This is a genomic window from Enterococcus sp. AZ011 (assembly GCF_050548355.1).
GTDB lineage: Bacteria > Bacillota > Bacilli > Lactobacillales > Enterococcaceae > Enterococcus > Enterococcus faecalis.
Genome location: NZ_CP172959.1, coordinates 672,306 through 691,845, shown reverse-complemented (window position 1 = coordinate 691,845; position 19,540 = coordinate 672,306). Strand labels below are relative to the sequence as shown.

The window sequence follows — 19,540 nt, the reverse complement described above, 5'->3', positions numbered from 1 at the left end:
CAATGAAAAATTCAGAAAATGATTATATCCAATCTTTATTCCAAATTCTTCCCGGCTTGCTAACAGCTTTCCTTGTCGCCTGCCTTAGCAAGTTTCTTGCCATCTGGTTACCTAGCTTAGGCGCCGCAACGATAGCTATTTTACTAGGAATCTTTTTGGGAAATACCTTTGTTCGCGGTGCCAATTTAAATCGCGGAACCAAAGTAGCCGAAAGTAAATTACTAGAATTTTCTGTTGTTTTATTGGGAACCACCGTGACCTTTCAAACGATTGCCCAAATTGGCTTACAAGGTGTCGCATTTATTCTCATTCAAATGTCGCTGACCATTATTTTTGCCTATTTGATCGGTAAAAAACTGGCTTTTTCTGATAATATGTCTTTATTGATGGCTGGTGGTAATGCCGTTTGTGGGTCTTCTGCCATTGCTTCGATTGCTCCAGCAATTCAAGCAGATGAGGAAGAAAAAGGCCAAATCATTACTTTAGTAAACTTATTAGGTACCGTTTTAATGTTGACCTTACCCATTTTAAGTGGGATTCTCTATGGTACCAATTTGTTGGCTCGTAGCGCACTAATCGGAGGGACTTTACAATCAGTTGGTCAGGTTGTCGCCAGTGCCAATATGGTCAATGAGAACGCAGTTCAACTTGCGATGCTCTTTAAAATTATGCGAATTGTCCTACTCGTAGCAGTTGTCTATTTATTTGGACGTTTCAAGCAAAGTAAGACGGCAGAATCAGAGGCTGAGTTGGTAGAAGTCACCAAAAAAAGTAGCGCCCTACCTTGGTATGTAGTTGGCTTTTTCATTGCCTGTGTCTTTAATAGTTTGATTCATTTCCCCGTCGTGATCAGTGAGACTGCTCATTTCTTTAGTTCTTGGTTTGAAATTACTGCCTTGGCAGCAATCGGGTTACGACTCGATTTTAAAAAGTTTTTCCAAGAAGGCAAACGTTTCTTAATCTATGGTTTATCAGTAGGAACTGTTCAAGTCGTCCTAGCCATTTTGTTGTTGGCACTGTTACAGTTCTAATAAAAAAGTTTGACGTTAATACGTCAAACTTTTTTATTTCAGCTTATTCATGCTATTATGAATAAGGTTTTATTAACTTAAAGGAGTTTTTCGATGTTATTTAGTATTAAAAAAAGCGAATGGTTAGGCAATGAACGAAATGATCTATTTGCGGGTCTCGTTTCTTCTGTCGCCATTTTACCAGAAGTAATCGGGTTTGCGATTATTGCTGGTGTTCACCCGCTTTCTGCAGTGTTTGCTTCAGCAGTTACTTTACTTGTAATTACTTTTACGGGCGGCCGTCCGGCAATGGTTTCGGCGTCTGCTGGTTCAATGGCCTTAGTCCTTGCAGGCTTAATTCAAGCACATGGTTTGTCATACATGCTTGCTGCGACTATTTTAACAGGCTTTCTGCAATTTATTTTAGGTTATTTAGGTATCCATAAATTGATGCGCTTTATTCCCAAGACAGTGATGTACGGATTCGTCAATGCGTTAGCTATTTTAATTTTCATGGCGCAAGTACAACAATTGCCTCATCAAACACTGTGGTCCTACGGCATGATTATCTGTAGTATCTTACTTATTTATCTATTACCTAAGTTTATTACAATTGTGCCTCCTGCGTTAATTGTTATTTTATTCATGACTATCCTGTCCTATTTTTTAAAAGGTCATTTACAAACGGTAGGTGATCTTGGTGAAATGAGTCAGTTTCATCCAGCGATCCGTTGGCCTAATGTACCCGTCAACTTAGAAACGTTGTGGATTATTTTACCTAGTTCTGTTGCCTTAGCAATGGTCGGGTTAATTGAATCTTTATTGACGATCCCCATTGTGGACAAAATGACAGCGAGCCAAAGTGATAGCCAACGAGAAGTTAAGGCGCAAGGATTCGCTAATATAATTACCGGCTTTTTTGGTGGCCAAGCTGGCTGTGCGATGATCGGGCAAGCGGTCATTAATGTTAAATCAGGGGGACGAAAACGGCTTTCTACTTTGATTTCAGGTATTACCCTCCTTCTATTCATTTTTGTTTTTAAATCCGTGATGGTAGCCATTCCTACAGCTGCATTGATTGGGATCATGATGACGGTGGCAGTCGACACCTTTGATTGGGAAAGTTTGCAGCTTTTCCGAACTTTTGAAATTACTGAAATTGTTATTTTACTCGTGACAGTGGGTGTGATCGTCTATACGCATAATTTAGCGATTGGAATTATTCTAGGTGTTCTTTTAAGTGGTCTTCTTTATCATTTTTTCAAAAAAGAACCAAAAAAAAGTTGCTAGCTTTAGCAACTTTTTTTATTTTTCCCAATATTTCTTCAACGCTTCTTTTTCTATTTTCTTAATGAACGCATCTTTGCCATCCATATATTTATCAATGCTATCGGGGTGTGCTTGGGCCAATTGCTTTTTTAATGTACCATAGGTTGTAGCAATTGCCGGATTTTCTCGTAAATAATTTCGAAAAGCAAGATGGCGCAAAATTTCTTGCGTATTGTCAAACTGATAAATATGCACATGGTGTGTTCTTTTTATCGGGCCTTTTCGTAAATAACGACGTCCTGATAGTCCAAATTCCCCCATATATTCATAACCGATTCTTTCAAATTCCCCTTGTAACAGGTCTACTTTTTCAATTTCTTCAACAATAACCAAAAAATCAATAATTGGTTTGGCTGCTAAATTAGGCACAGATGTGCTACCGATATGTTCAACTTTAAGACAATTTTCCTTTAGAATCTGTTTCAACGCTTGGGCTTCTTCTTCAAACTGTTCCACCCAAGCTGGTTGGTATTCTGTAACGATTACTCGCATGGCTTCTCCCTTCTTTTCTATATCCGTTTCATATGTAAAATAGGAAATGGATTTCCTTGAGGATCTTCCTTTGATTCACCAATTACTTGAAATCCTTGAGATTGATAGAACTTCACTGCCCCTTCATTTTGTTTATTAGCATCAACAAAGACAATTGATTCTTGCTCTATTAACTTTTGGATAATTTCTCCACCATAGCCTTTACGAAAATAGACTGGGTCAATAAATAACATTTCCAAAGTTTGTTGATTTGTTCCACTAAAACCCACACATTTCTGTTCTTCATTTAACCACATACTTAATTGAACTTGTTGAAAATAATCAGGTAAAACCACTTCGATTTTATCAATATCTGCCTGACTCAAAAACAAATGAGTAGCTTCTACTGAAGAGCGCCATAGAGAAATTAATTGAGGATAATCGGTTTTTTTTACTTCTTTTTGGTTCAGCATTTTTAATTCCTCCCTATCTAATAAAAAAAGTATACCACATTTTGTCTCTCTCAATTCCATAAAAAATAGTCAAATCAACCGTGTTTTTTCTGTCGATTTGACTGTCTCTCTCTATTAACTCTGATGGCTAAACGAGTAAACTAAGCAAAGCCACGATAGCTAAACCGCCTTGTGTTAAAATGATTTTTTTATCACTAGTTAAGCTACCGTACGCCGCCACTAAAATAATATAAATCAATAAAAATTTTGTCATCTCCATCGTTGCTTGCGCAAAATAGACACTATAAATAAGTCCTGCACCGATTAGTCCATTATAGATTCCTTGATTTTTAAACAATGTAGTCACTGATTTTCTTTGTAACTCTTGCTTATCCATTTTAAAAACACGGCTTGTTGTCTCAGATGTTGGTACAATCGTTTCTAAATACATAATGTAGAAAAATTCTACAGCCACCAAGGTTACTAAAATTGTTGAAATTAATGTCATCTGCTCCCTCCTCCCATTCCTTTGAACGAAGTAATTTTATGTAATTTTTGCTATGATGTAAATAGATATGCCTAGCCTTAACGAAAGGAAGAAACCTATGACTTTTCAAGAAACTATTAGCGCCTATATCCAAGAACGTTATCAGATAACGCCCGATTTTCCTTTTGAAAAACACCCAGACTATCTCGTCTTTCGTCATCCTAGAAATGCAAAATGGTTTGCTTTAATTATGCCACTGGATGCACAACTGCTCGGCGCTACCGAGAATAAGCAGCTCACTATTTTAACCGTTAAACTTGCGCCTGAATTGATTGCCTTATTAAAGAACCAACCTGGCTATTTTCCTGCCTATCATATGAATAAAGAGCATTGGTTAAGTCTTTCTGAAGAAATTCCGCTCTCACAAATTTTTTCATTTATAGATGAAAGTTACCAACGGAGTTATTAAAAAAACACCCTACTCAATGAGTAGGGTGTGAAAGATTATTTAAGCTTATTTGCTTAAAGCGTCTTTTGCTTGTTCAGCTAACGCTGTAAATGCTGCTGCATCGTTAACGGCTAAGTCAGCTAACATTTTGCGGTTGATATCAATCTCTGCCAATTTCAAACCGTGCATTAATTTAGAATAGCTTAAGCCATTCATGCGAGCTGCCGCGTTGATACGTGCAATCCATAATTTACGGAAGTCACGTTTCTTTTGACGACGGTCTCTGAATGCATAGTAATAAGAGTTCATTACTTGTTCTTTTGCTGATTTAAATAAAGTATGTTTTGATCCGTAGTAGCCTTTCGCTAACTTAAGGACTTTTTTACGACGTTTACGGGTTACTGTTCCACCTTTAACACGTGCCATGTTGAATTCCTCCTAATATCTTGTTTCTCTTGACGGTAATCTAAAAGTCACCGAGTTGTTTTATTTCATTCTTGCTAATTGTTGGCGGATACGTTTGTAATCGCCTTTTGCAACCATGCTTGCTTTACGCAATTGACGGCGTTGTTTTTTAGTTTTACCGTGGAAACGGTGAGATGTAAAGGCACGGCCACGTTTTAAGCCGCCTCCACCAGTACGTTTTACACGTTTTGCTAATCCGCGGTGTGTTTTTTGTTTTGGCATGACTAATTTTCCTCCTCAAAATCTTTGCTTCAAGTGAAAGACTCTAACAGTCACAACTGTCGAATATCCTTCTTGTAGAAATTACCAAAAGTCCGAATGTTCGGTCTCTTCGTTTACTTGTCGTTTTTCGGTGCCAGCGTTAGAAACATGCTGCGTCCGTCCATTTTCGCTTTTTGTTCCACTGTGGCGATGTCCGCAGTTTCTTCAGCTAAGCGATCAAGAACTTTCTGACCAATCTCTTTATGGGTAATGGCACGGCCTTTGAAACGGATAGAAGCTTTCACTTTGTCTCCTTTTTCTAAGAACTTACGCGCATTACGAAGTTTTGTATTGAAGTCATTTACGTCAATTGTTGGACTTAAACGAACTTCTTTGACGTTGATCACTTTTTGTTTCTTGCGAGCTTCACGCTCTTTCTTTTGTTGTTCGAAACGGAATTTTCCATAATCCATAATTCGCGCAACTGGTGGTTTCGCTCCTGGCGCTACAAGTACTAAATCCAAGTTTGCAGATTCAGCGATTTGTAATGCTTCTGCTTTGGTTTTTACACCTAATTGTTCACCATCTTGTCCGATCAAACGTAACTCGCGTGCACGAATGCCGTCGTTAACCATCATATCCTTTGCTATGGTCATTCACCTCCAAAATTTTTAAGAGAAAATCCTAACGGAAGTCTGCTTTGTTTGCTAAATGCAATAAAAAAACAGGTTCCTATCCAGAACCCGCCAACAGTCTGCCTTACTTAAAAAAATAAGGAATACTTTATCTAGCCCAGCGATATACTCAACTAAGGCGAGAAGCGGGTGCTTCTGCTTTCATTTCTCAACTTCACTAGTTTACCTTAGATTATCCTAGTTGTCAATATATTTCCTCAAAAAAAAACGAATCTAGCACTAGATTCGTTTGAACTCGTATTTTGATCATTAATAATTAGTGGACTGTCCCAATGTGACTTCCTAGAAACAAATGGTTCAACACATGGTGTACATTTTCTATCCCCTAGGCGATCCCTGTAGTCCCTACAGTTCTTCTATTTATAAGGTTTCTCGTTTAGACAAGCCACGTTCTAAGATTTTTTGGCTTCTAAGATACTCTGAATTTTCTGTACTTTCAGAAAAAGACAACTCTGTTTCGATCTCCTCTGACTCAATACAAATGAGTTCTTTGCCATACCATTGTGCTTTATACAACAGTTTAGCTAAAAATAAAGACCAAGCTAGTTCAGAACGATCATGTTTTGGCGGCCGCTCATTACTGTGATGGGCTTTTTCAATACAAATAACATCGTAACTTGAAACCAATTCCGTTGTAATTTTGTTTAAAATATCCGTCCGTTGGTTGGCTATTTTTTCGCGAATTTTTGCGACTTTTATTTTTTGTTTTTGATAATTTTTTGCTTGCGAAAGATCGACACCTTTTTCTAAAGCAATCATTTTACGCTTGTTTAATTTTCGTTCTTCTTGACGTAGTTTTTGCTTTAAATGCTTTGAACAATAGCTTTTTTCGAAGCTTTCACCATTCGAAAGCAGCGCAAATTTTTCCCTACTGCTACAAATTCCCACCATTTTTTGTTGCTTTGTTTTCGTTTCAATCGGCGCTTCACACAAAATGGAAACATAATAATTGTGACTCGCACTCATAGAAATAGTTACAGATTTTATCTCCCCCAGCGGTTGGCGGTGTACCTTCATTTTAATTAAAGATTTCAATTTAGGTACTTTCAAATAACGATTATCCAAAATTTTGACCGTGCCATGTTGATTGTTCGTAGTGTAGGAATGCACCGTTTCTTTCTTTTTCTTTTTTGGAAATCCCATCCCTTTTTCCCGATAAAAATTTTTAAAGGCTCGATCCAAATAAACTTGTGCATTTGCCAAGGCTAAACTATCAACTTCTCTGAGGACAGGGTATTGTTTCTTATATTTAGCTGGCGTTGGCATTTTAAACGTTTGTTGAGGATTTTTTCGCATCTCTTTGTAGATATCAATCCGGTCTTGTAACATTAAATTATACACCAATCGAACACAAGAAAATGTTTTTTGAATAAACTCTTCTTGTTTTGAGGTTGGATAAAGTCTGTATTTATAAGCTTTCAGAGCCTTCATCTCATAACCACCCTACCAAGATAGTTAGAAAAGAAGCTGGTTATAAACCAGCTTTTCTTTTCTTCTCTTCAATTTTTTCACGGTACATTGCAACTTCGTCTTCAGCACAATAAACATAGTGTCCATTGAGAATTTCACGGAGCTCACGATCTTTCCCATCTGCCGCTGCAGGCTGGTAAACGATCCGTTTACGTGTGCGTTCATAGTCTGGATCTGGTAATGGAATCGCAGAAAGTAAACTTTCTGTATAAGGATGAACGCCGAAATTATAGACATCATCACTTGTGCCCATTTCCAATAATTTCCCACTGTGCATTACGCCAATTCGGTCACTGATATGTTTTACCATCGATAAGTCATGTGCAATAAACAAGTAAGTTAAGCCTTGTTCTTTTTGTAAATCTTGTAATAAGTTTACTACTTGAGCTTGAATCGACACATCCAAAGCCGAAATCGGCTCATCACAGATAATGAAACGTGGATTAACCGCTAAAGCACGAGCAATCCCAATCCGTTGACGTTGCCCACCAGAAAACTCATGAGGATAACGCGTACTGTGACTTGGATTTAATCCCACCGTTTTTAAAAGTTCATTGACTTTTTCTTCCCGCTCTTTTGGTGTTTTAGCTAATCCATTGACATCGATTCCTTCAGCAATAATATCATTGACTTTCATTCTTGGATTCAATGAAGCATATGGATCTTGGAAGATCATTTGAACATCGCGGCGGAATGCTTGCATGTCCGCTTTTGATTTAATTTTGCTAATGTCTTTTCCATCGAAAAGAATTTCACCAGCAGTTGGATCATATAAACGAATGACACTGCGACCAGTTGTTGATTTTCCACTTCCTGATTCGCCAACTAATCCAAAGGTTTCGCCTTCAAAAATATGAAAACTAATGTCATCAATGGCTTTTACTTCGTCTTTACGACCAACATTGAAATACTGTTTCAAACCAGTGACTTCTAATAGGACTTTTTTCTCTTCTGCCATTAATTACTACCTCCTGGATTTTTTTGACGCTCTGCATAAATTGCCCAACGACGAACAATCTCTGCTGGAGGCGTAACTTTTGGTGCTTGTGGTGCTAATAACCACGTTGCTGCTTTGTGTGTCGGTGATACTTCAAAATAAGGTGGTTCTTTTTCTGTATCAATTTTTAAAGCAAACTCATTCCGTGGATAGAAGGCATCTCCAGTTGGTGGATCTAATAAATCTGGAGGTGAACCTGGAATCGCATAAAGTTTGTCTTCTGTTCCTTCCATCGTTGGCATTGACCCTAAAAGTCCCCAAGTATATGGATGTTGTGGATTATAGAAAATTTCTTCTGCTGTTCCCACTTCAACCAGACGTCCACCGTACATGACAGCGACACGGTCAGCCACGTTCGCTACTACCCCTAAATCATGGGTAATGAAAATAATCGAAGTGCTAATTTTTTCTTGTAAGTCTTTTAATAACTCTAAAATTTGTGCTTGGATGGTTACATCCAACGCTGTAGTTGGTTCATCTGCAATTAGAACTTCTGGATAACAAATTAAAGCAATTGCAATGACAATCCGTTGACGTTGTCCACCAGAAAATTGGTGCGGATAGTTTTTCAAACGTTTTTCAGCATTAGGAATGCCGACTAATTTTAGTAATTCTAATGCTTGCGCTAAGCCTTCTTTTTTTGAGACTTTATTATGTTTGATTAATGATTCCGCCACTTGTTTGCCAATTGGCATCGTTGGGTCTAATGAAGTCATCGGATCTTGGAAAATCATTGCGATTTCTTTACCACGAATGGCTTGCATTTGTTTTTCTGTTTTATGAACAATATCTTGCCCTTTAAACAAAATTTCCCCGTTATCAATATTGGCATTACTGCTCAACAAACGCATAATACTGCGAGTTGTAACAGATTTACCACTCCCTGATTCACCTACGATGGCTAACGTTTCACCTTTATAAAGATCAAAACTCACACCACGAATGGCGTTGACTTTACCTGCAAACGTATCAAAGGAGATTCTTAAGTCTTTAACTTCTAATACTTTTTCCATAGTCATTCACCACTCTTACTCTTTCATCTTAGGATCAAATGCGTCACGTAAACCATCAGCTAACAAGTTGAAACAAATCATGATAACTGAAAGTGTTGCCGCTGGAATCCACATTAAATATGGAAGGAAACGGAAAGTTTTGTATCCTTCGTTTAACAAGGTTCCTAAAGATGCGGTTGGTGGACGTAAGCCTAACCCAATAAAACTTAGGAACGCTTCAAAGAAAATTGCCGATGGGATACTGAACATCATTTGGACAATAATGACACTTGAGATATTCGGTAAAATATGTTTAATAGCAATTTTCCAACGAGATTCGCCCAATGTTTCTGCTGCCATGACAAACTCTTGGTCTTTTAGTTTCATGGTCTGGGCTCGCACAATCCTGGCCATTGATATCCAGTTTGTAATAACCATGGCTAAAACAATCGAAACAATCCCTGGATCAAAGACTGTTAGCATCAAGATCATAACAACTAAGTTAGGAATACCAGAAAGAACTTCTAAAATACGTTGCATCACTGTATCGACACGACCGCCGACTAACCCGGAAATCAGTCCATACGTTACCCCAATCGTAATATCTAGAATCGCCGCGATAAACGCAATTAATAAGGAAATACGTGTTCCCATAAATAAACGACTTAGGACATCACGACCTAAACCATCTGTTCCTAGATAAAAGTTTACGTTATCTGGAACGTTTGCTTGTGCATATTTATCAACTAATTGACCAGCAACTGTTGTTTTACCATTTAAACCATTCACGCTTTCCAAGCCAGGAATTCGTGGTGGTAAGTTAATGTAAGAAACATTTTGTTTCGTTGGGTTATGTGGTGAAACCCAAATGGTAATAATAGAGATAAAGATAATAACTGCTAAGAAACTCATTGAGATAACTGCAGCTTTATTCTTTTTCAAACGACGCCATGAGTCTTGTAAGAAACTTAAAGACGGTGTGGCAATACGCTCTCTTTCTTTTAGAGTTGAAGTGTTTAGAGGCTGAAACTCATCTGCCGGAATATCTTTAATCGCTTGTGGTAGATTATTTTTATTGACTGTTTCCATTAGCCTTTTGCACCTCCTGATACGCGAATTCTTGGATCAATTAAACCATAAAGTAAGTCAACAATCAGAATTACAACAACTAACATTGTTGAATACAAAATAGTTACTGCCATAATTGTTGGATAGTCGTTTGTCATAATTGATTTTACAAACTGTTCCCCAATTCCAGGGATGGCAAAAATATTTTCTACTACTAAAGAACCTGTCATTAAACCAACGGCTAAAGGTCCTAATAAGGTAATCAATGGAATTAAACTGTTTCTTAACCCGTGGCGGAATGCAACTTGCCAGCGACTCAAGCCTTTTGCTTTGGCTAATTCGACATAATCACTATGCAAGACCTCTACCATCTCGGTTCGAATAAACCTAGCCGAATCGGCCATTGGACTCATTGCCAAGGCAATAGTTGGCAAGATTGTGTATGCAAAACCATTCCACATAGCAATTGGTAAGATTCTTAATTTCATTGCAAAAATGTATTGTAATAATACCGCGAAAACAAAGTTTGGAATAGAACGACCTAAAATGGCTAACAATGTTGCCAACGTATCTACCCAAGTATTTTGACGCATCGCTGCGATAATCCCCAATAAAATACCGACTAACGTACCAAAGATAATCGCTTGTCCACCCAGTTGAAGGGATGGTCCAATTCGACCAGCTAATAACTTAGCAACAGGTTGGTTTTTAAATTGGAATGAAATACCAAAGTCTCCTGTTACCAGGTTCTTTAAGTAAATTCCGTATTGAACAATCACTGGTTTATCTAAGCCAGATTGTTTATTCAACATAGCGATTGTTTCTGGACTAAGTTTTTCTTGGTTGGTATAAGGCGTACCTGGTAATAATTGCATTAAGAAAAACGTAATCGTTGCGATTAACCACAAAGTGATAATCATGAAAAAGATCCGTTTAAGAAAATATTTTCCAAAACTATTCAATAATGACACCTCCGAGATTTTTTTGACTTCCTCAGTTATTTTCGTTAAAGTAATGACTAGATAGACCACAATAATAGATAGGGTGAACACATGAAAACTTTTAAATGGCCAATTATTACAGCCGTTATTTCCAGTATCGGCATTTTTCTTTACTTATTAATAAGTAAAGAACCTATCACTACCTCCTCATTATCAGATACCTTCTTTATCGTTTCGCTTTTCTTTTTAATTATCGGCATTGCTTTATGGATTATGTCCTCTGGCTTTTTCGATAACTTTCAGCGCTCAATGAAAAACGCGTTTCGTTTTAAAAAGAAAAATGAACCGAAAGAGTTTATCCCGCTTTCAGTCATTGGCGATGCACATCGCTCTTTCTGGCTAAAAACTGGGGGCATCTTACTGATTCTGTCTTTAGGCTTTCTACTATTTTACTTGGTCTAAGACAAGATAGCAAGAGGACCGTTGCCTTTTATTCCATGGCAAAGGTCCTTTTTTGTTTGCTATCGATCTTTTGTCAGGTTATTCTGAAATGTATGCCCATTTGTAGTCATACGTTGCGCCAGCAGGATGAACTGCGACATCTTTGACTTTTTCAGCACGTAAATGCGCTTCTGATTTTTGGAATAATGGTACCACACCCATGTCTCCCATAATCGTTTTCTCTGCATTTAACATATCATCCCAACGTTTTTCAGGATCTGTCGCATCTGCACTACTTGCAGCTTTCACGAACTTGTCAAACTCTGGATTGTTATAACGTCCACGGTTATATGAGTTATCTGAAGCAAATAAGTCTAAGAAACTACTTGGATCAGCATAGTCAGCACTCCAACCACCGATTACTGCATCAAAGTCGCCTTTGTTTGAACGATCTAAACGAACGGAGAATGGAACCGGACTAACCGTTACCTTCACACCATCTAAAGCATCTTGAATTGACCCTTGAACAAATTCAACTGTTTTCTTAGAAGAATCTGCATCTGAAGAAAGAATATCCATTGTTAAGGTTGAAATCCCCAATTCTTTTTTCGCTTTTTCCCAGTATTCTTTAGCTTTTTTCGTATCATATTCAATTTGACTACCTGCTTCTTTAGCAAAGTCTTTGCCGCCACTTGGGTCTTTTGCCATATCTGCTGGTACTAAACCGTTCGGCTCGATAGAACCATCCCCTAAGATTGATTCAACTAACGCTTTACGGTCGATTGAGTAAGAAATTGCTTTACGTAAGTTTGCATTTCTAAATGGTGATTTTTCATCACGTTGATTTAGTTCCATATATTGTGTTGATGCTTCTTTTTGACTAACAAAAGCTGGGTCATTGGCCATTTGTTGGGCTAATTCACCAGAAAGAACGACATCGTCTGTTTGTCCATCTTGGAACAAGTTCAACGCGGTTGGTGATTCTTTCACAACATTCACATCTACTGAGTCCAGTTTCACTGTGTCTTTATCCCAATATTGATCGTTTTTCTTGAATGACCATTTTGTATCTGTACCAGGACCATCAAAGCCGTCTAAGACGAATGGCCCATTGTAGACAGCACTTTCGCTGTTTGATGCATAATTTTTACCATATTTTTCCACAATATCTTGACGTTGCGGGAAGAATGATGGGAAAGCTAATAAGTAATCAAAGTATGGTGTTGCTTTTTCTAAGGTGATTTCTAATTCTGTATCACTGACTGCTTTAATTCCTAATTCTGATTTATCTTTTTCCCCTTTAGCAATGGCATCACCATTTTTTACAGAGGCATACAGATAAGCATATTCAGAAGCTGTCGCTGGATCAACTGTTCGTTGCCATCCGTAAACATAGTCATTCGCAGTCACTGGTTTACCGTCTGACCATTTTGCATCTTTGTTTAATTTAATTTTGTATGTTAGTCCATCTTCAGAAACTTCTGCTTTTTCCGCTGCACCTGCAGGTTGGACTTTGTTATCTTTGTCTAAACGATAAATTCCTTCATATACATTATTTAATGCAATAAAACTAATTCTGTCTGTTGCTAGTGATAAATCAGCTGTTGGCATTTCTTGTTGTTCTGTGACACGTAAAACTTGTTCGCCACTTGCCTTACCGCCACCAGACGCGCTTGAGCTATCTGACGTTCCGCCGCCTCCACAAGCCGCTAAAGTTGTTACGCTAAATAATGTAATCACACCGAATGTTAATGACTTTTTCAATTTCATAGTGTTGCCTCCTAAAATAATACAATCTGTATTTTCTGAAAAATCAGAATTTAATAATTATTTATTGCTATGGAATATATCTTACATTTTTCATATTAAAATTGCAAGTCAAAATGTTAACTTTTTTTAATTTTTCTTCTCTTCCTATCAGAAATCACTCTTTTTCTTCCTGTCTTTTATTGCAATTCTTTTGTCAGTTTTCTAAACATTATGGTAAATTAGGAAGTAAAGGAGTGACAAAATATGAAAAATTCTACGTTTTTAAAGGATTTGTTTGCTATTGATAAAGCAAATGACGAATTATTTCGGTTAGTTGGTGTCGCAATTTGTATGGCAATTCCATTATTAATTGGTTATTTTTCCAATAATTTACTCATTGGGACCTTTGGCTCGATGGGCATTTATACGTTTATTTATTATCAGCCGCTTCCTTTGCCCCAATTATTGCGCAGACTGAATATTGTTGGCTTTTTTATTGTTCTGGGCAACAGCTTAGGAATGCTAAGTCACCATGTACCTTGGTTGATTCCCATTACAATTGCCATCGTCGCTTTTCTTGCACGCTTACTTTTTAGATTGTATGGCATTGAGAAGCCTGGTGCTTTGTTAGTTATCATGTCAACCGCAATGGGAACAAGCAACAATTTTCCTTTACATAAGATTCCCATCATGGCCAGTTTTGTTCTTTTAGGAGTAGTGACCGGCATTATCATGGGCATTGTGCTTCATTTCATCGACAAGCGCCCCTACGTTTTTCAAAAACGGATGTCTCTTCAAGAACGACTTTATATTGATCCCGCTTCTTTATTAGATGCTTTGCATTATGCGGCCATTTTATTTTTAGCGGCTTATTTAAGTCAATCGCTTCATTTAGTCAACGCTTATTGGATGACGTTTACTTGCGCAGCCATTTTACAAGGGGAAAATTTACATTCTGTGATGCAGCGAAATGTGCAACGGATTCTAGGTACGAGTCTTGGGTTGTTGCTTTCTGCAATTTTATTAATGATTCCCTTTACACCTTTACAAACAATCGGTATCATTAGTATTCTATATGCAGCTTTTGAAGGATTCATTAACAGAAACTATGCGATTGCCAGCTTTTTTATTACCCCGATGTCCTTATTATTATCAAATCTTGCACGACAGCAAGTCATTAGTAATCTTTTAAACTATCGATTAGTCGGGATTGTGTTAGGTAGTTTACTTGGTTTTGCCGGCGCTTATGTTTTCACAACTGCGCTACGTTTCTATAATCGGGCCTACTCAATTGATGAAACCTTTGAAAATCAACAAGAAGAAAGAGGCGTTTTATGAAAATAACTTATCCCTTGCCACCAAATCTACCAGAACAACTTCCTCTATTAACGAACTGTCAATTAGAAGATGAGGCAATCTTAGAAAATCATTTGTATCAGCAGATTGATTTACCGAATCAAGAAGTTCGTAACTTAGTCTTTCGGGATGCTGTTTTCGATCATCTTTCATTAGCAAATGGCCAGTTTGCTTCTTTTGATTGTAGTAATGTGCGTTTTGAAGCTTGCGATTTTTCTAACATCGAATGGCTGTCTGGAAGTTTTCATCGAGTGACTTTCCTTCGTTGTAATTTGACAGGAACGAATTTTGCAGATAGCTATTTAAAAGATTGTCTATTTGAGGATTGCAAAGCTGATTATGCTTCTTTTCGTTTTGCAAATTTTAATCTTGTTCACTTTAATCAGACTCGTTTAGTCGAAAGTGAATTTTTCGAGGTCACCTGGAAGAAACTCCTTCTAGAAGCTTGCGATTTAACCGAAAGTAATTGGCTAAATACTTCTTTAAAAGGATTGGATTTTTCCCAAAACACCTTTGAACGCTTGACTTTCTCACCAAACTATTTATCAGGTCTTAAAGTCACCCCTGAACAAGCCATTTATTTGGCAAGTGCCCTTGGTTTGGTGATTACCTAAGAAAATTTTAAAAAAATAGCCGAATAACTGGTTCTGTCGGTTCTTTCTTATTAAATTGTTATTAATTTTTTGGAAAAACCAACGGAACCATTTTACTTGTGCCTTATTTTTAGGTAAACTATCTTAGGTTAAGCAATCTCTTTTTTTGGAACAAGAGAAACTTTTGGAATCATTTCCTATAAATCATGAAGAGATTATGACAAACGTTCTTCTAATCCAAGAACGTCTTTTGTCCTATACTCGATTCTACTCAAAAGGAATGTCAGTGAATGAATATAAAAAAACAAGGCCTCGGTCAAGCGACGGGAAAAATCATTTTAATGGGGGAACACGCCGTTGTTTACGGCGAACCAGCAATCGCCTTTCCTTTTCAAGCGACAGAAATCACAGCCGTCTTTACCCCGGCAAAAACTATGCAGATTGATTGTGCATATTTTACAGGATTGCTTGAAGACGTGCCCCAAGAGCTAGCAAATATCAAGGAAGTTGTTCAGCAAACCTTACATTTTTTAAAGGAAGATACGTTTAAAGGCACTTTGACCTTAACAAGTACGATTCCCGCTGAACGAGGAATGGGCTCAAGCGCAGCAACCGCTGTGGCCATCGTTCGAAGCCTTTTTGATTATTTTGATTACGCTTATACATATCAAGAATTGTTTGAGCTTGTTTCCTTAAGTGAGAAAATTGCTCATGGCAATCCTAGTGGTATCGATGCCGCAGCAACAAGCGGCGCTGATCCCTTATTTTTTACTAGAGGATTTCCGCCCACACATTTCTCGATGAATTTATCTAATGCCTACTTAGTAGTAGCTGATACGGGAATTAAAGGTCAAACACGTGAAGCCGTGAAAGACATTGCGCAGCTAGCTCAAAATAATCCCACAGCAATCGCTGAAACAATGAAACAATTAGGTTCTTTTACTAAAGAAGCAAAGCAAGCGATTTTACAAGATGATAAACAAAAATTAGGTCAGCTAATGACGTTAGCGCAAGAGCAACTCCAGCAATTATCCGTCAGCAACGATATGCTGGATCGACTAGTGGCTCTCTCTTTAGAACATGGCGCTCTAGGAGCAAAATTAACCGGCGGCGGTCGCGGTGGCTGTATGATTGCCTTAACAGATAATAAAAAGACCGCACAAACCATTGCACAGACTTTAGAAGAAAATGGAGCTGTTGCTACATGGATTCAATCATTAGAGGTGAAAAAGTAATGCTTTCAGGAAAAGCACGAGCGCATACAAATATTGCTCTGATTAAATATTGGGGAAAAGCCAATGAAGAATACATTTTACCAATGAATAGTAGTTTATCATTAACATTAGATGCCTTTTACACAGAAACAACTGTGACATTTGATGCCCATTATTCAGAAGATGTATTTATTTTAGATGGTATCTTGCAAAACGAAAAACAAACAAAAAAAGTCAAAGAATTTTTGAATCTTGTTCGTCAACAAGCCGATTGTACTTGGTTTGCAAAAGTGGAAAGTCAAAATTTTGTGCCTACTGCAGCTGGTTTGGCTTCTTCAGCGAGTGGTCTAGCTGCTTTAGCAGGGGCCTGTAACGTAGCCTTAGGATTAAATCTTTCAGCAAAAGACTTATCACGTTTAGCGCGACGTGGTTCAGGTTCTGCTTGTCGCAGCATTTTTGGTGGTTTTGCTCAATGGAACAAAGGCCACTCTGATGAAACTTCGTTTGCTGAAAATATTCCAGCCAATAATTGGGAAAACGAATTGGCCATGCTCTTTATCTTAATTAACGATGGCGAAAAAGATGTTTCCAGCCGTGATGGAATGAAACGAACAGTAGAAACTTCTAGCTTTTATCAAGGTTGGTTGGACAATGTGGAAAAAGATTTATCCCAAGTTCATGAAGCAATTAAAACAAAAGACTTCCCTCGTTTAGGAGAAATCATTGAAGCCAATGGGTTAAGGATGCATGGAACAACCTTAGGTGCTGTCCCTCCATTTACTTACTGGTCCCCAGGCAGTTTACAAGCGATGGCTTTAGTTCGCCAAGCACGGGCCAAAGGAATTCCTTGTTACTTTACAATGGATGCAGGTCCGAATGTCAAGGTCTTAGTCGAAAAGAAAAACTTAGAAGCATTAAAAACATTTTTAAGTGAACATTTTTCAAAAGAGCAGTTAGTCCCAGCTTTTGCTGGTCCCGGAATTGAATTGTTTGAAACGAAAGGAATGGATAAATAAGCATGATTGAAGTTACTACGCCAGGAAAGTTATTTATTGCAGGAGAATATGCCGTTGTTGAACCTGGCCACCCTGCCATTATCGTTGCTGTGGATCAATTCGTAACTGTAACTGTCGAAGAAACAACAGATGAAGGCAGTATTCAATCTGCACAATACAGCTCTTTACCTATTCGTTGGACACGCCGAAATGGTGAGCTTGTATTAGATATTCGCGAAAATCCTTTTCATTATGTTTTAGCGGCGATTCATCTAACTGAAAAATATGCGCAAGAGCAAAACAAAGAATTGTCATTTTATCATTTAAAAGTGACGAGTGAATTAGATAGTTCAAATGGACGAAAATATGGTCTTGGTTCAAGCGGTGCGGTAACCGTTGGAACTGTCAAAGCCTTGAATATTTTTTATGACTTAGGTTTGGAAAATGAGGAAATTTTCAAATTATCAGCATTAGCTCACTTAGCCGTTCAAGGAAATGGTTCTTGCGGAGATATCGCCGCCAGCTGTTACGGGGGCTGGATTGCCTTTTCAACCTTCGATCATGATTGGGTCAATCAAAAAGTAGCCACTGAAACATTAACTGATTTGTTAGCAATGGACTGGCCTGAATTAATGATTTTTCCGTTAAAAGTACCGAAACAACTACGTTTACTAATTGGTTGGACAGGTAGTCCTGCGTCCACTTCAGACTTAGTTGATCGAGTTCATCAATCAAAAGAAGAAAAACAAGCGGCTTATGAGCAGTTCTTAATGAAAAGTCGGCTTTGTGTCGAAACAATGATTAATGGCTTTAACACAGGAAAAATTTCTGTTATTCAAAAACAAATTACTAAAAATCGCCAATTACTCGCCGAATTATCTTCACTGACTGGTGTGGTAATCGAAACAGAAGCCTTGAAAAATCTTTGTGATTTGGCTGAATCTTATACAGGAGCTGCGAAATCTTCTGGCGCTGGCGGGGGCGATTGTGGGATTGTAATTTTCCGCCAAAAATCTGGGATTTTACCATTAATGACTGCTTGGGAAAAAGACGGAATTACCCCACTGCCACTTCACGTCTATACCTATGGTCAAAAGGAGTGTAAGGAGAAGCATGAATCGAAAAGATGAACATCTATCATTAGCTAAAGCGTTCCACAAAGAAAAAAGTAATGACTTTGATCGTGTGCGTTTTGTTCACCAATCGTTTGCTGAATCCGCTGTTAACGAAGTGGATATTTCCACTTCGTTTCTTTCTTTTCAGCTTCCCCAACCTTTTTATGTCAATGCAATGACAGGTGGTAGTCAGCGTGCAAAAGAAATTAATCAGCAATTAGGCATTATTGCCAAAGAAACTGGCCTTTTAGTTGCGACAGGATCTGTCTCGGCAGCGTTAAAAGATGCTAGTTTAGCGGATACGTATCAAATTATGCGAAAAGAAAACCCAGATGGACTCATTTTTGCCAATATTGGTGCAGGCTTGGGTGTGGAAGAAGCAAAGCGAGCGCTTGATTTATTTCAAGCGAATGCCTTACAAATCCATGTAAATGTGCCCCAAGAATTGGTCATGCCTGAAGGAGATCGTGATTTCACTAATTGGCTAACCAAGATTGAAGCTATCGTACAGGCCGTAGAAGTGCCTGTCATTGTCAAAGAGGTTGGCTTTGGCATGAGCCAAGAAACCTTAGAAAAACTTACCTCTATCGGCGTTCAAGCAGCGGATGTGAGCGGCCAAGGCGGAACGAGTTTTACACAAATTGAAAATGCCCGGCGGAAGAAACGAGAACTTTCTTTCTTAGATGATTGGGGGCAATCAACGGTCATCTCTCTTCTGGAATCACAAAATTGGCAAAAGAAACTAACTATTCTCGGCTCTGGCGGTGTGCGTAACTCTCTTGATATTGTCAAAGGACTCGCTTTAGGTGCCAAAAGCATGGGAGTTGCTGGGACTATCTTAGCTTCCCTTATGAGTAAAAATGGTTTAGAAAATACCTTAGCCCTTGTACAGCAATGGCAAGAAGAAGTGAAAATGCTTTATACTCTTTTAGGAAAAAAGACGACAGAAGAATTGACGAGTACCGCACTTATCCTCGATCCAGTTTTAGTTAATTGGTGTCATAACCGTGGTATCGACAGCACTGTTTTCGCAAAACGTTAAAGAGACCAG

22 protein-coding genes and 1 other annotated feature are annotated in these 19,540 nt (G+C 38.1%); of the genes, 10 read left to right on the top strand and 12 right to left on the bottom strand.

The window, feature by feature from the left end:
• Positions 1-2: 2 nt before the first annotated feature.
• Complete coding sequence (locus IGL36_RS03365) at positions 3-1,031, top strand: YeiH family protein (RefSeq protein ID WP_002355805.1); 1,029 nt, start codon at positions 3-5, stop codon at positions 1,029-1,031.
• 93 nt (positions 1,032-1,124) lie between these two features.
• Positions 1,125-2,300: a SulP family inorganic anion transporter gene (locus IGL36_RS03360; protein ID WP_002380126.1), complete on the top strand. Its 1,176-nt coding sequence runs from the start codon at positions 1,125-1,127 to the stop codon at positions 2,298-2,300.
• A 15-nt stretch (positions 2,301-2,315) separates the two neighbouring features.
• Here the strand turns inward: IGL36_RS03360 and IGL36_RS03355 are convergent, their stop codons facing one another.
• The 3 genes from IGL36_RS03355 to IGL36_RS03345 all read right to left on the bottom strand — a co-directional run bounded on the left by IGL36_RS03355 (position 2,316) and on the right by IGL36_RS03345 (position 3,770).
• Positions 2,316-2,831 (bottom strand): GrpB family protein, encoded by a 516-nt coding sequence (locus IGL36_RS03355; protein ID WP_002361365.1) that lies wholly within the window; start codon positions 2,829-2,831, stop codon positions 2,316-2,318.
• Between the two features lie 17 nt (positions 2,832-2,848).
• Complete coding sequence (locus IGL36_RS03350) at positions 2,849-3,343, bottom strand: GNAT family N-acetyltransferase (protein WP_002397943.1); 495 nt, start codon at positions 3,341-3,343, stop codon at positions 2,849-2,851.
• Positions 3,344-3,410: 67 nt separating this feature from the next.
• Positions 3,411-3,770, bottom strand: a complete 360-nt coding sequence (locus tag IGL36_RS03345) for a DUF1304 domain-containing protein (RefSeq protein ID WP_002370721.1) — start codon at positions 3,768-3,770, stop codon at positions 3,411-3,413.
• Positions 3,771-3,837: 67 nt separating this feature from the next.
• On the opposite strand from IGL36_RS03345, the gene IGL36_RS03340 reads away from it, so the two are divergent.
• A complete protein-coding gene (locus tag IGL36_RS03340; RefSeq protein WP_002397944.1) occupies positions 3,838-4,218 on the top strand; it encodes an MmcQ/YjbR family DNA-binding protein in 381 nt (126 codons plus the stop codon).
• 45 nt (positions 4,219-4,263) lie between these two features.
• Here the strand turns inward: IGL36_RS03340 and rplT are convergent, their stop codons facing one another.
• The 8 genes from rplT to opp1B all read right to left on the bottom strand — a co-directional run bounded on the left by rplT (position 4,264) and on the right by opp1B (position 11,047).
• On the bottom strand, positions 4,264-4,623 hold the full coding sequence (rplT, locus tag IGL36_RS03335) for a 50S ribosomal protein L20 (RefSeq protein ID WP_002355799.1): 360 nt from the start codon (positions 4,621-4,623) through the stop codon (positions 4,264-4,266).
• Between the two features lie 60 nt (positions 4,624-4,683).
• Positions 4,684-4,884 (bottom strand): 50S ribosomal protein L35, encoded by a 201-nt coding sequence (gene rpmI, locus IGL36_RS03330; protein WP_002355798.1) that lies wholly within the window; start codon positions 4,882-4,884, stop codon positions 4,684-4,686.
• Between the two features lie 113 nt (positions 4,885-4,997).
• Complete coding sequence (infC, locus tag IGL36_RS03325; protein ID WP_002355797.1) at positions 4,998-5,519, bottom strand: translation initiation factor IF-3; 522 nt, start codon at positions 5,517-5,519, stop codon at positions 4,998-5,000.
• 54 nt (positions 5,520-5,573) lie between these two features.
• Positions 5,574-5,705 (bottom strand) — a sequence feature (ribosomal protein L20 leader region).
• A gap of 213 nt (positions 5,706-5,918) precedes the next feature.
• A complete protein-coding gene (locus IGL36_RS03320) occupies positions 5,919-6,989 on the bottom strand; it encodes an RNA-guided endonuclease TnpB family protein (RefSeq protein WP_002355796.1) in 1,071 nt (356 codons plus the stop codon).
• A 40-nt stretch (positions 6,990-7,029) separates the two neighbouring features.
• Entirely contained in the window at positions 7,030-7,986 is a 957-nt protein-coding gene (opp1F, locus tag IGL36_RS03315; protein ID WP_002361357.1) for an oligopeptide ABC transporter ATP-binding protein Opp1F, read from the bottom strand.
• Positions 7,986-9,044 (bottom strand): oligopeptide ABC transporter ATP-binding protein Opp1D, encoded by a 1,059-nt coding sequence (gene opp1D, locus IGL36_RS03310; protein ID WP_002355794.1) that lies wholly within the window; start codon positions 9,042-9,044, stop codon positions 7,986-7,988. Before opp1D ends, opp1F begins: the two co-directional genes overlap by 1 nt.
• 9 nt (positions 9,045-9,053) lie before the next feature.
• On the bottom strand, positions 9,054-10,106 hold the full coding sequence (opp1C, locus tag IGL36_RS03305; protein ID WP_002355787.1) for an oligopeptide ABC transporter permease Opp1C: 1,053 nt from the start codon (positions 10,104-10,106) through the stop codon (positions 9,054-9,056).
• Positions 10,106-11,047 (bottom strand): oligopeptide ABC transporter permease Opp1B, encoded by a 942-nt coding sequence (opp1B, locus tag IGL36_RS03300; RefSeq protein ID WP_002381304.1) that lies wholly within the window; start codon positions 11,045-11,047, stop codon positions 10,106-10,108. The genes opp1C and opp1B overlap by 1 nt, the downstream gene beginning before the upstream one ends.
• Before the next feature lie 90 nt (positions 11,048-11,137).
• Here opp1B and IGL36_RS03295 point away from each other — a divergent pair, with 90 nt between their 5' ends.
• Positions 11,138-11,488: a DUF3899 domain-containing protein gene (locus IGL36_RS03295; RefSeq protein ID WP_002355784.1), complete on the top strand. Its 351-nt coding sequence runs from the start codon at positions 11,138-11,140 to the stop codon at positions 11,486-11,488.
• Positions 11,489-11,566: 78 nt separating this feature from the next.
• Here the strand turns inward: IGL36_RS03295 and opp1A are convergent, their stop codons facing one another.
• Positions 11,567-13,237 carry an oligopeptide ABC transporter substrate-binding protein Opp1A gene (gene opp1A, locus IGL36_RS03290; RefSeq protein ID WP_002381303.1) on the bottom strand — a complete coding sequence of 557 codons (1,671 nt, stop codon included), beginning with the start codon at positions 13,235-13,237 and terminating at the stop codon, positions 11,567-11,569.
• Positions 13,238-13,480: 243 nt separating this feature from the next.
• Between opp1A and IGL36_RS03285 the strand changes: the two genes are divergently transcribed.
• From IGL36_RS03285 to fni, 6 genes are all read left to right on the top strand, one after another.
• Positions 13,481-14,554 carry an FUSC family protein gene (locus IGL36_RS03285; RefSeq protein WP_002355782.1) on the top strand — a complete coding sequence of 358 codons (1,074 nt, stop codon included), beginning with the start codon at positions 13,481-13,483 and terminating at the stop codon, positions 14,552-14,554.
• A complete protein-coding gene (locus IGL36_RS03280) occupies positions 14,551-15,186 on the top strand; it encodes a pentapeptide repeat-containing protein (protein ID WP_002397946.1) in 636 nt (211 codons plus the stop codon). Before IGL36_RS03285 ends, IGL36_RS03280 begins: the two co-directional genes overlap by 4 nt.
• 269 nt (positions 15,187-15,455) lie before the next feature.
• Positions 15,456-16,400 carry a mevalonate kinase gene (gene mvk, locus IGL36_RS03275; protein ID WP_002397947.1) on the top strand — a complete coding sequence of 315 codons (945 nt, stop codon included), beginning with the start codon at positions 15,456-15,458 and terminating at the stop codon, positions 16,398-16,400.
• On the top strand, positions 16,400-17,395 hold the full coding sequence (gene mvaD / locus IGL36_RS03270; protein WP_002355778.1) for a diphosphomevalonate decarboxylase: 996 nt from the start codon (positions 16,400-16,402) through the stop codon (positions 17,393-17,395). The genes mvk and mvaD overlap by 1 nt, the downstream gene beginning before the upstream one ends.
• A gap of 2 nt (positions 17,396-17,397) precedes the next feature.
• A complete protein-coding gene (locus tag IGL36_RS03265) occupies positions 17,398-18,504 on the top strand; it encodes a phosphomevalonate kinase (protein ID WP_002355777.1) in 1,107 nt (368 codons plus the stop codon).
• Entirely contained in the window at positions 18,488-19,531 is a 1,044-nt protein-coding gene (gene fni / locus IGL36_RS03260) for a type 2 isopentenyl-diphosphate Delta-isomerase (protein WP_002381302.1), read from the top strand. The genes IGL36_RS03265 and fni overlap by 17 nt, the downstream gene beginning before the upstream one ends.
• The last annotated feature ends 9 nt before the right edge of the window (positions 19,532-19,540 follow it).

Coding starts and splice junctions, on each gene's coding strand:
- IGL36_RS03285 (WP_002355782.1), top strand. CDS start 13,481: ATGAAAAATTCTACGTTTTTAAAGGATTTGTTTGCTATTGATAAAGCA.
- mvaD (WP_002355778.1), top strand. CDS start 16,400: ATGCTTTCAGGAAAAGCACGAGCGCATACAAATATTGCTCTGATTAAA.
- IGL36_RS03350 (WP_002397943.1), bottom strand. CDS start 3,343: ATGGAATTGAGAGAGACAAAATGTGGTATACTTTTTTTATTAGATAGG.
- rplT (WP_002355799.1), bottom strand. CDS start 4,623: ATGGCACGTGTTAAAGGTGGAACAGTAACCCGTAAACGTCGTAAAAAA.
- opp1F (WP_002361357.1), bottom strand. CDS start 7,986: ATGGCAGAAGAGAAAAAAGTCCTATTAGAAGTCACTGGTTTGAAACAG.
- mvk (WP_002397947.1), top strand. CDS start 15,456: ATGAATATAAAAAAACAAGGCCTCGGTCAAGCGACGGGAAAAATCATT.
- opp1A (WP_002381303.1), bottom strand. CDS start 13,237: ATGAAATTGAAAAAGTCATTAACATTCGGTGTGATTACATTATTTAGC.
- IGL36_RS03265 (WP_002355777.1), top strand. CDS start 17,398: ATGATTGAAGTTACTACGCCAGGAAAGTTATTTATTGCAGGAGAATAT.
- IGL36_RS03355 (WP_002361365.1), bottom strand. CDS start 2,831: ATGCGAGTAATCGTTACAGAATACCAACCAGCTTGGGTGGAACAGTTT.
- IGL36_RS03345 (WP_002370721.1), bottom strand. CDS start 3,770: ATGACATTAATTTCAACAATTTTAGTAACCTTGGTGGCTGTAGAATTT.
- opp1D (WP_002355794.1), bottom strand. CDS start 9,044: ATGACTATGGAAAAAGTATTAGAAGTTAAAGACTTAAGAATCTCCTTT.
- fni (WP_002381302.1), top strand. CDS start 18,488: ATGAATCGAAAAGATGAACATCTATCATTAGCTAAAGCGTTCCACAAA.
- IGL36_RS03295 (WP_002355784.1), top strand. CDS start 11,138: ATGAAAACTTTTAAATGGCCAATTATTACAGCCGTTATTTCCAGTATC.
- IGL36_RS03340 (WP_002397944.1), top strand. CDS start 3,838: ATGCCTAGCCTTAACGAAAGGAAGAAACCTATGACTTTTCAAGAAACT.
- opp1C (WP_002355787.1), bottom strand. CDS start 10,106: ATGGAAACAGTCAATAAAAATAATCTACCACAAGCGATTAAAGATATT.
- IGL36_RS03360 (WP_002380126.1), top strand. CDS start 1,125: ATGTTATTTAGTATTAAAAAAAGCGAATGGTTAGGCAATGAACGAAAT.
- rpmI (WP_002355798.1), bottom strand. CDS start 4,884: ATGCCAAAACAAAAAACACACCGCGGATTAGCAAAACGTGTAAAACGT.
- IGL36_RS03280 (WP_002397946.1), top strand. CDS start 14,551: ATGAAAATAACTTATCCCTTGCCACCAAATCTACCAGAACAACTTCCT.
- infC (WP_002355797.1), bottom strand. CDS start 5,519: ATGACCATAGCAAAGGATATGATGGTTAACGACGGCATTCGTGCACGC.
- IGL36_RS03320 (WP_002355796.1), bottom strand. CDS start 6,989: ATGAAGGCTCTGAAAGCTTATAAATACAGACTTTATCCAACCTCAAAA.
- IGL36_RS03365 (WP_002355805.1), top strand. CDS start 3: ATGAAAAATTCAGAAAATGATTATATCCAATCTTTATTCCAAATTCTT.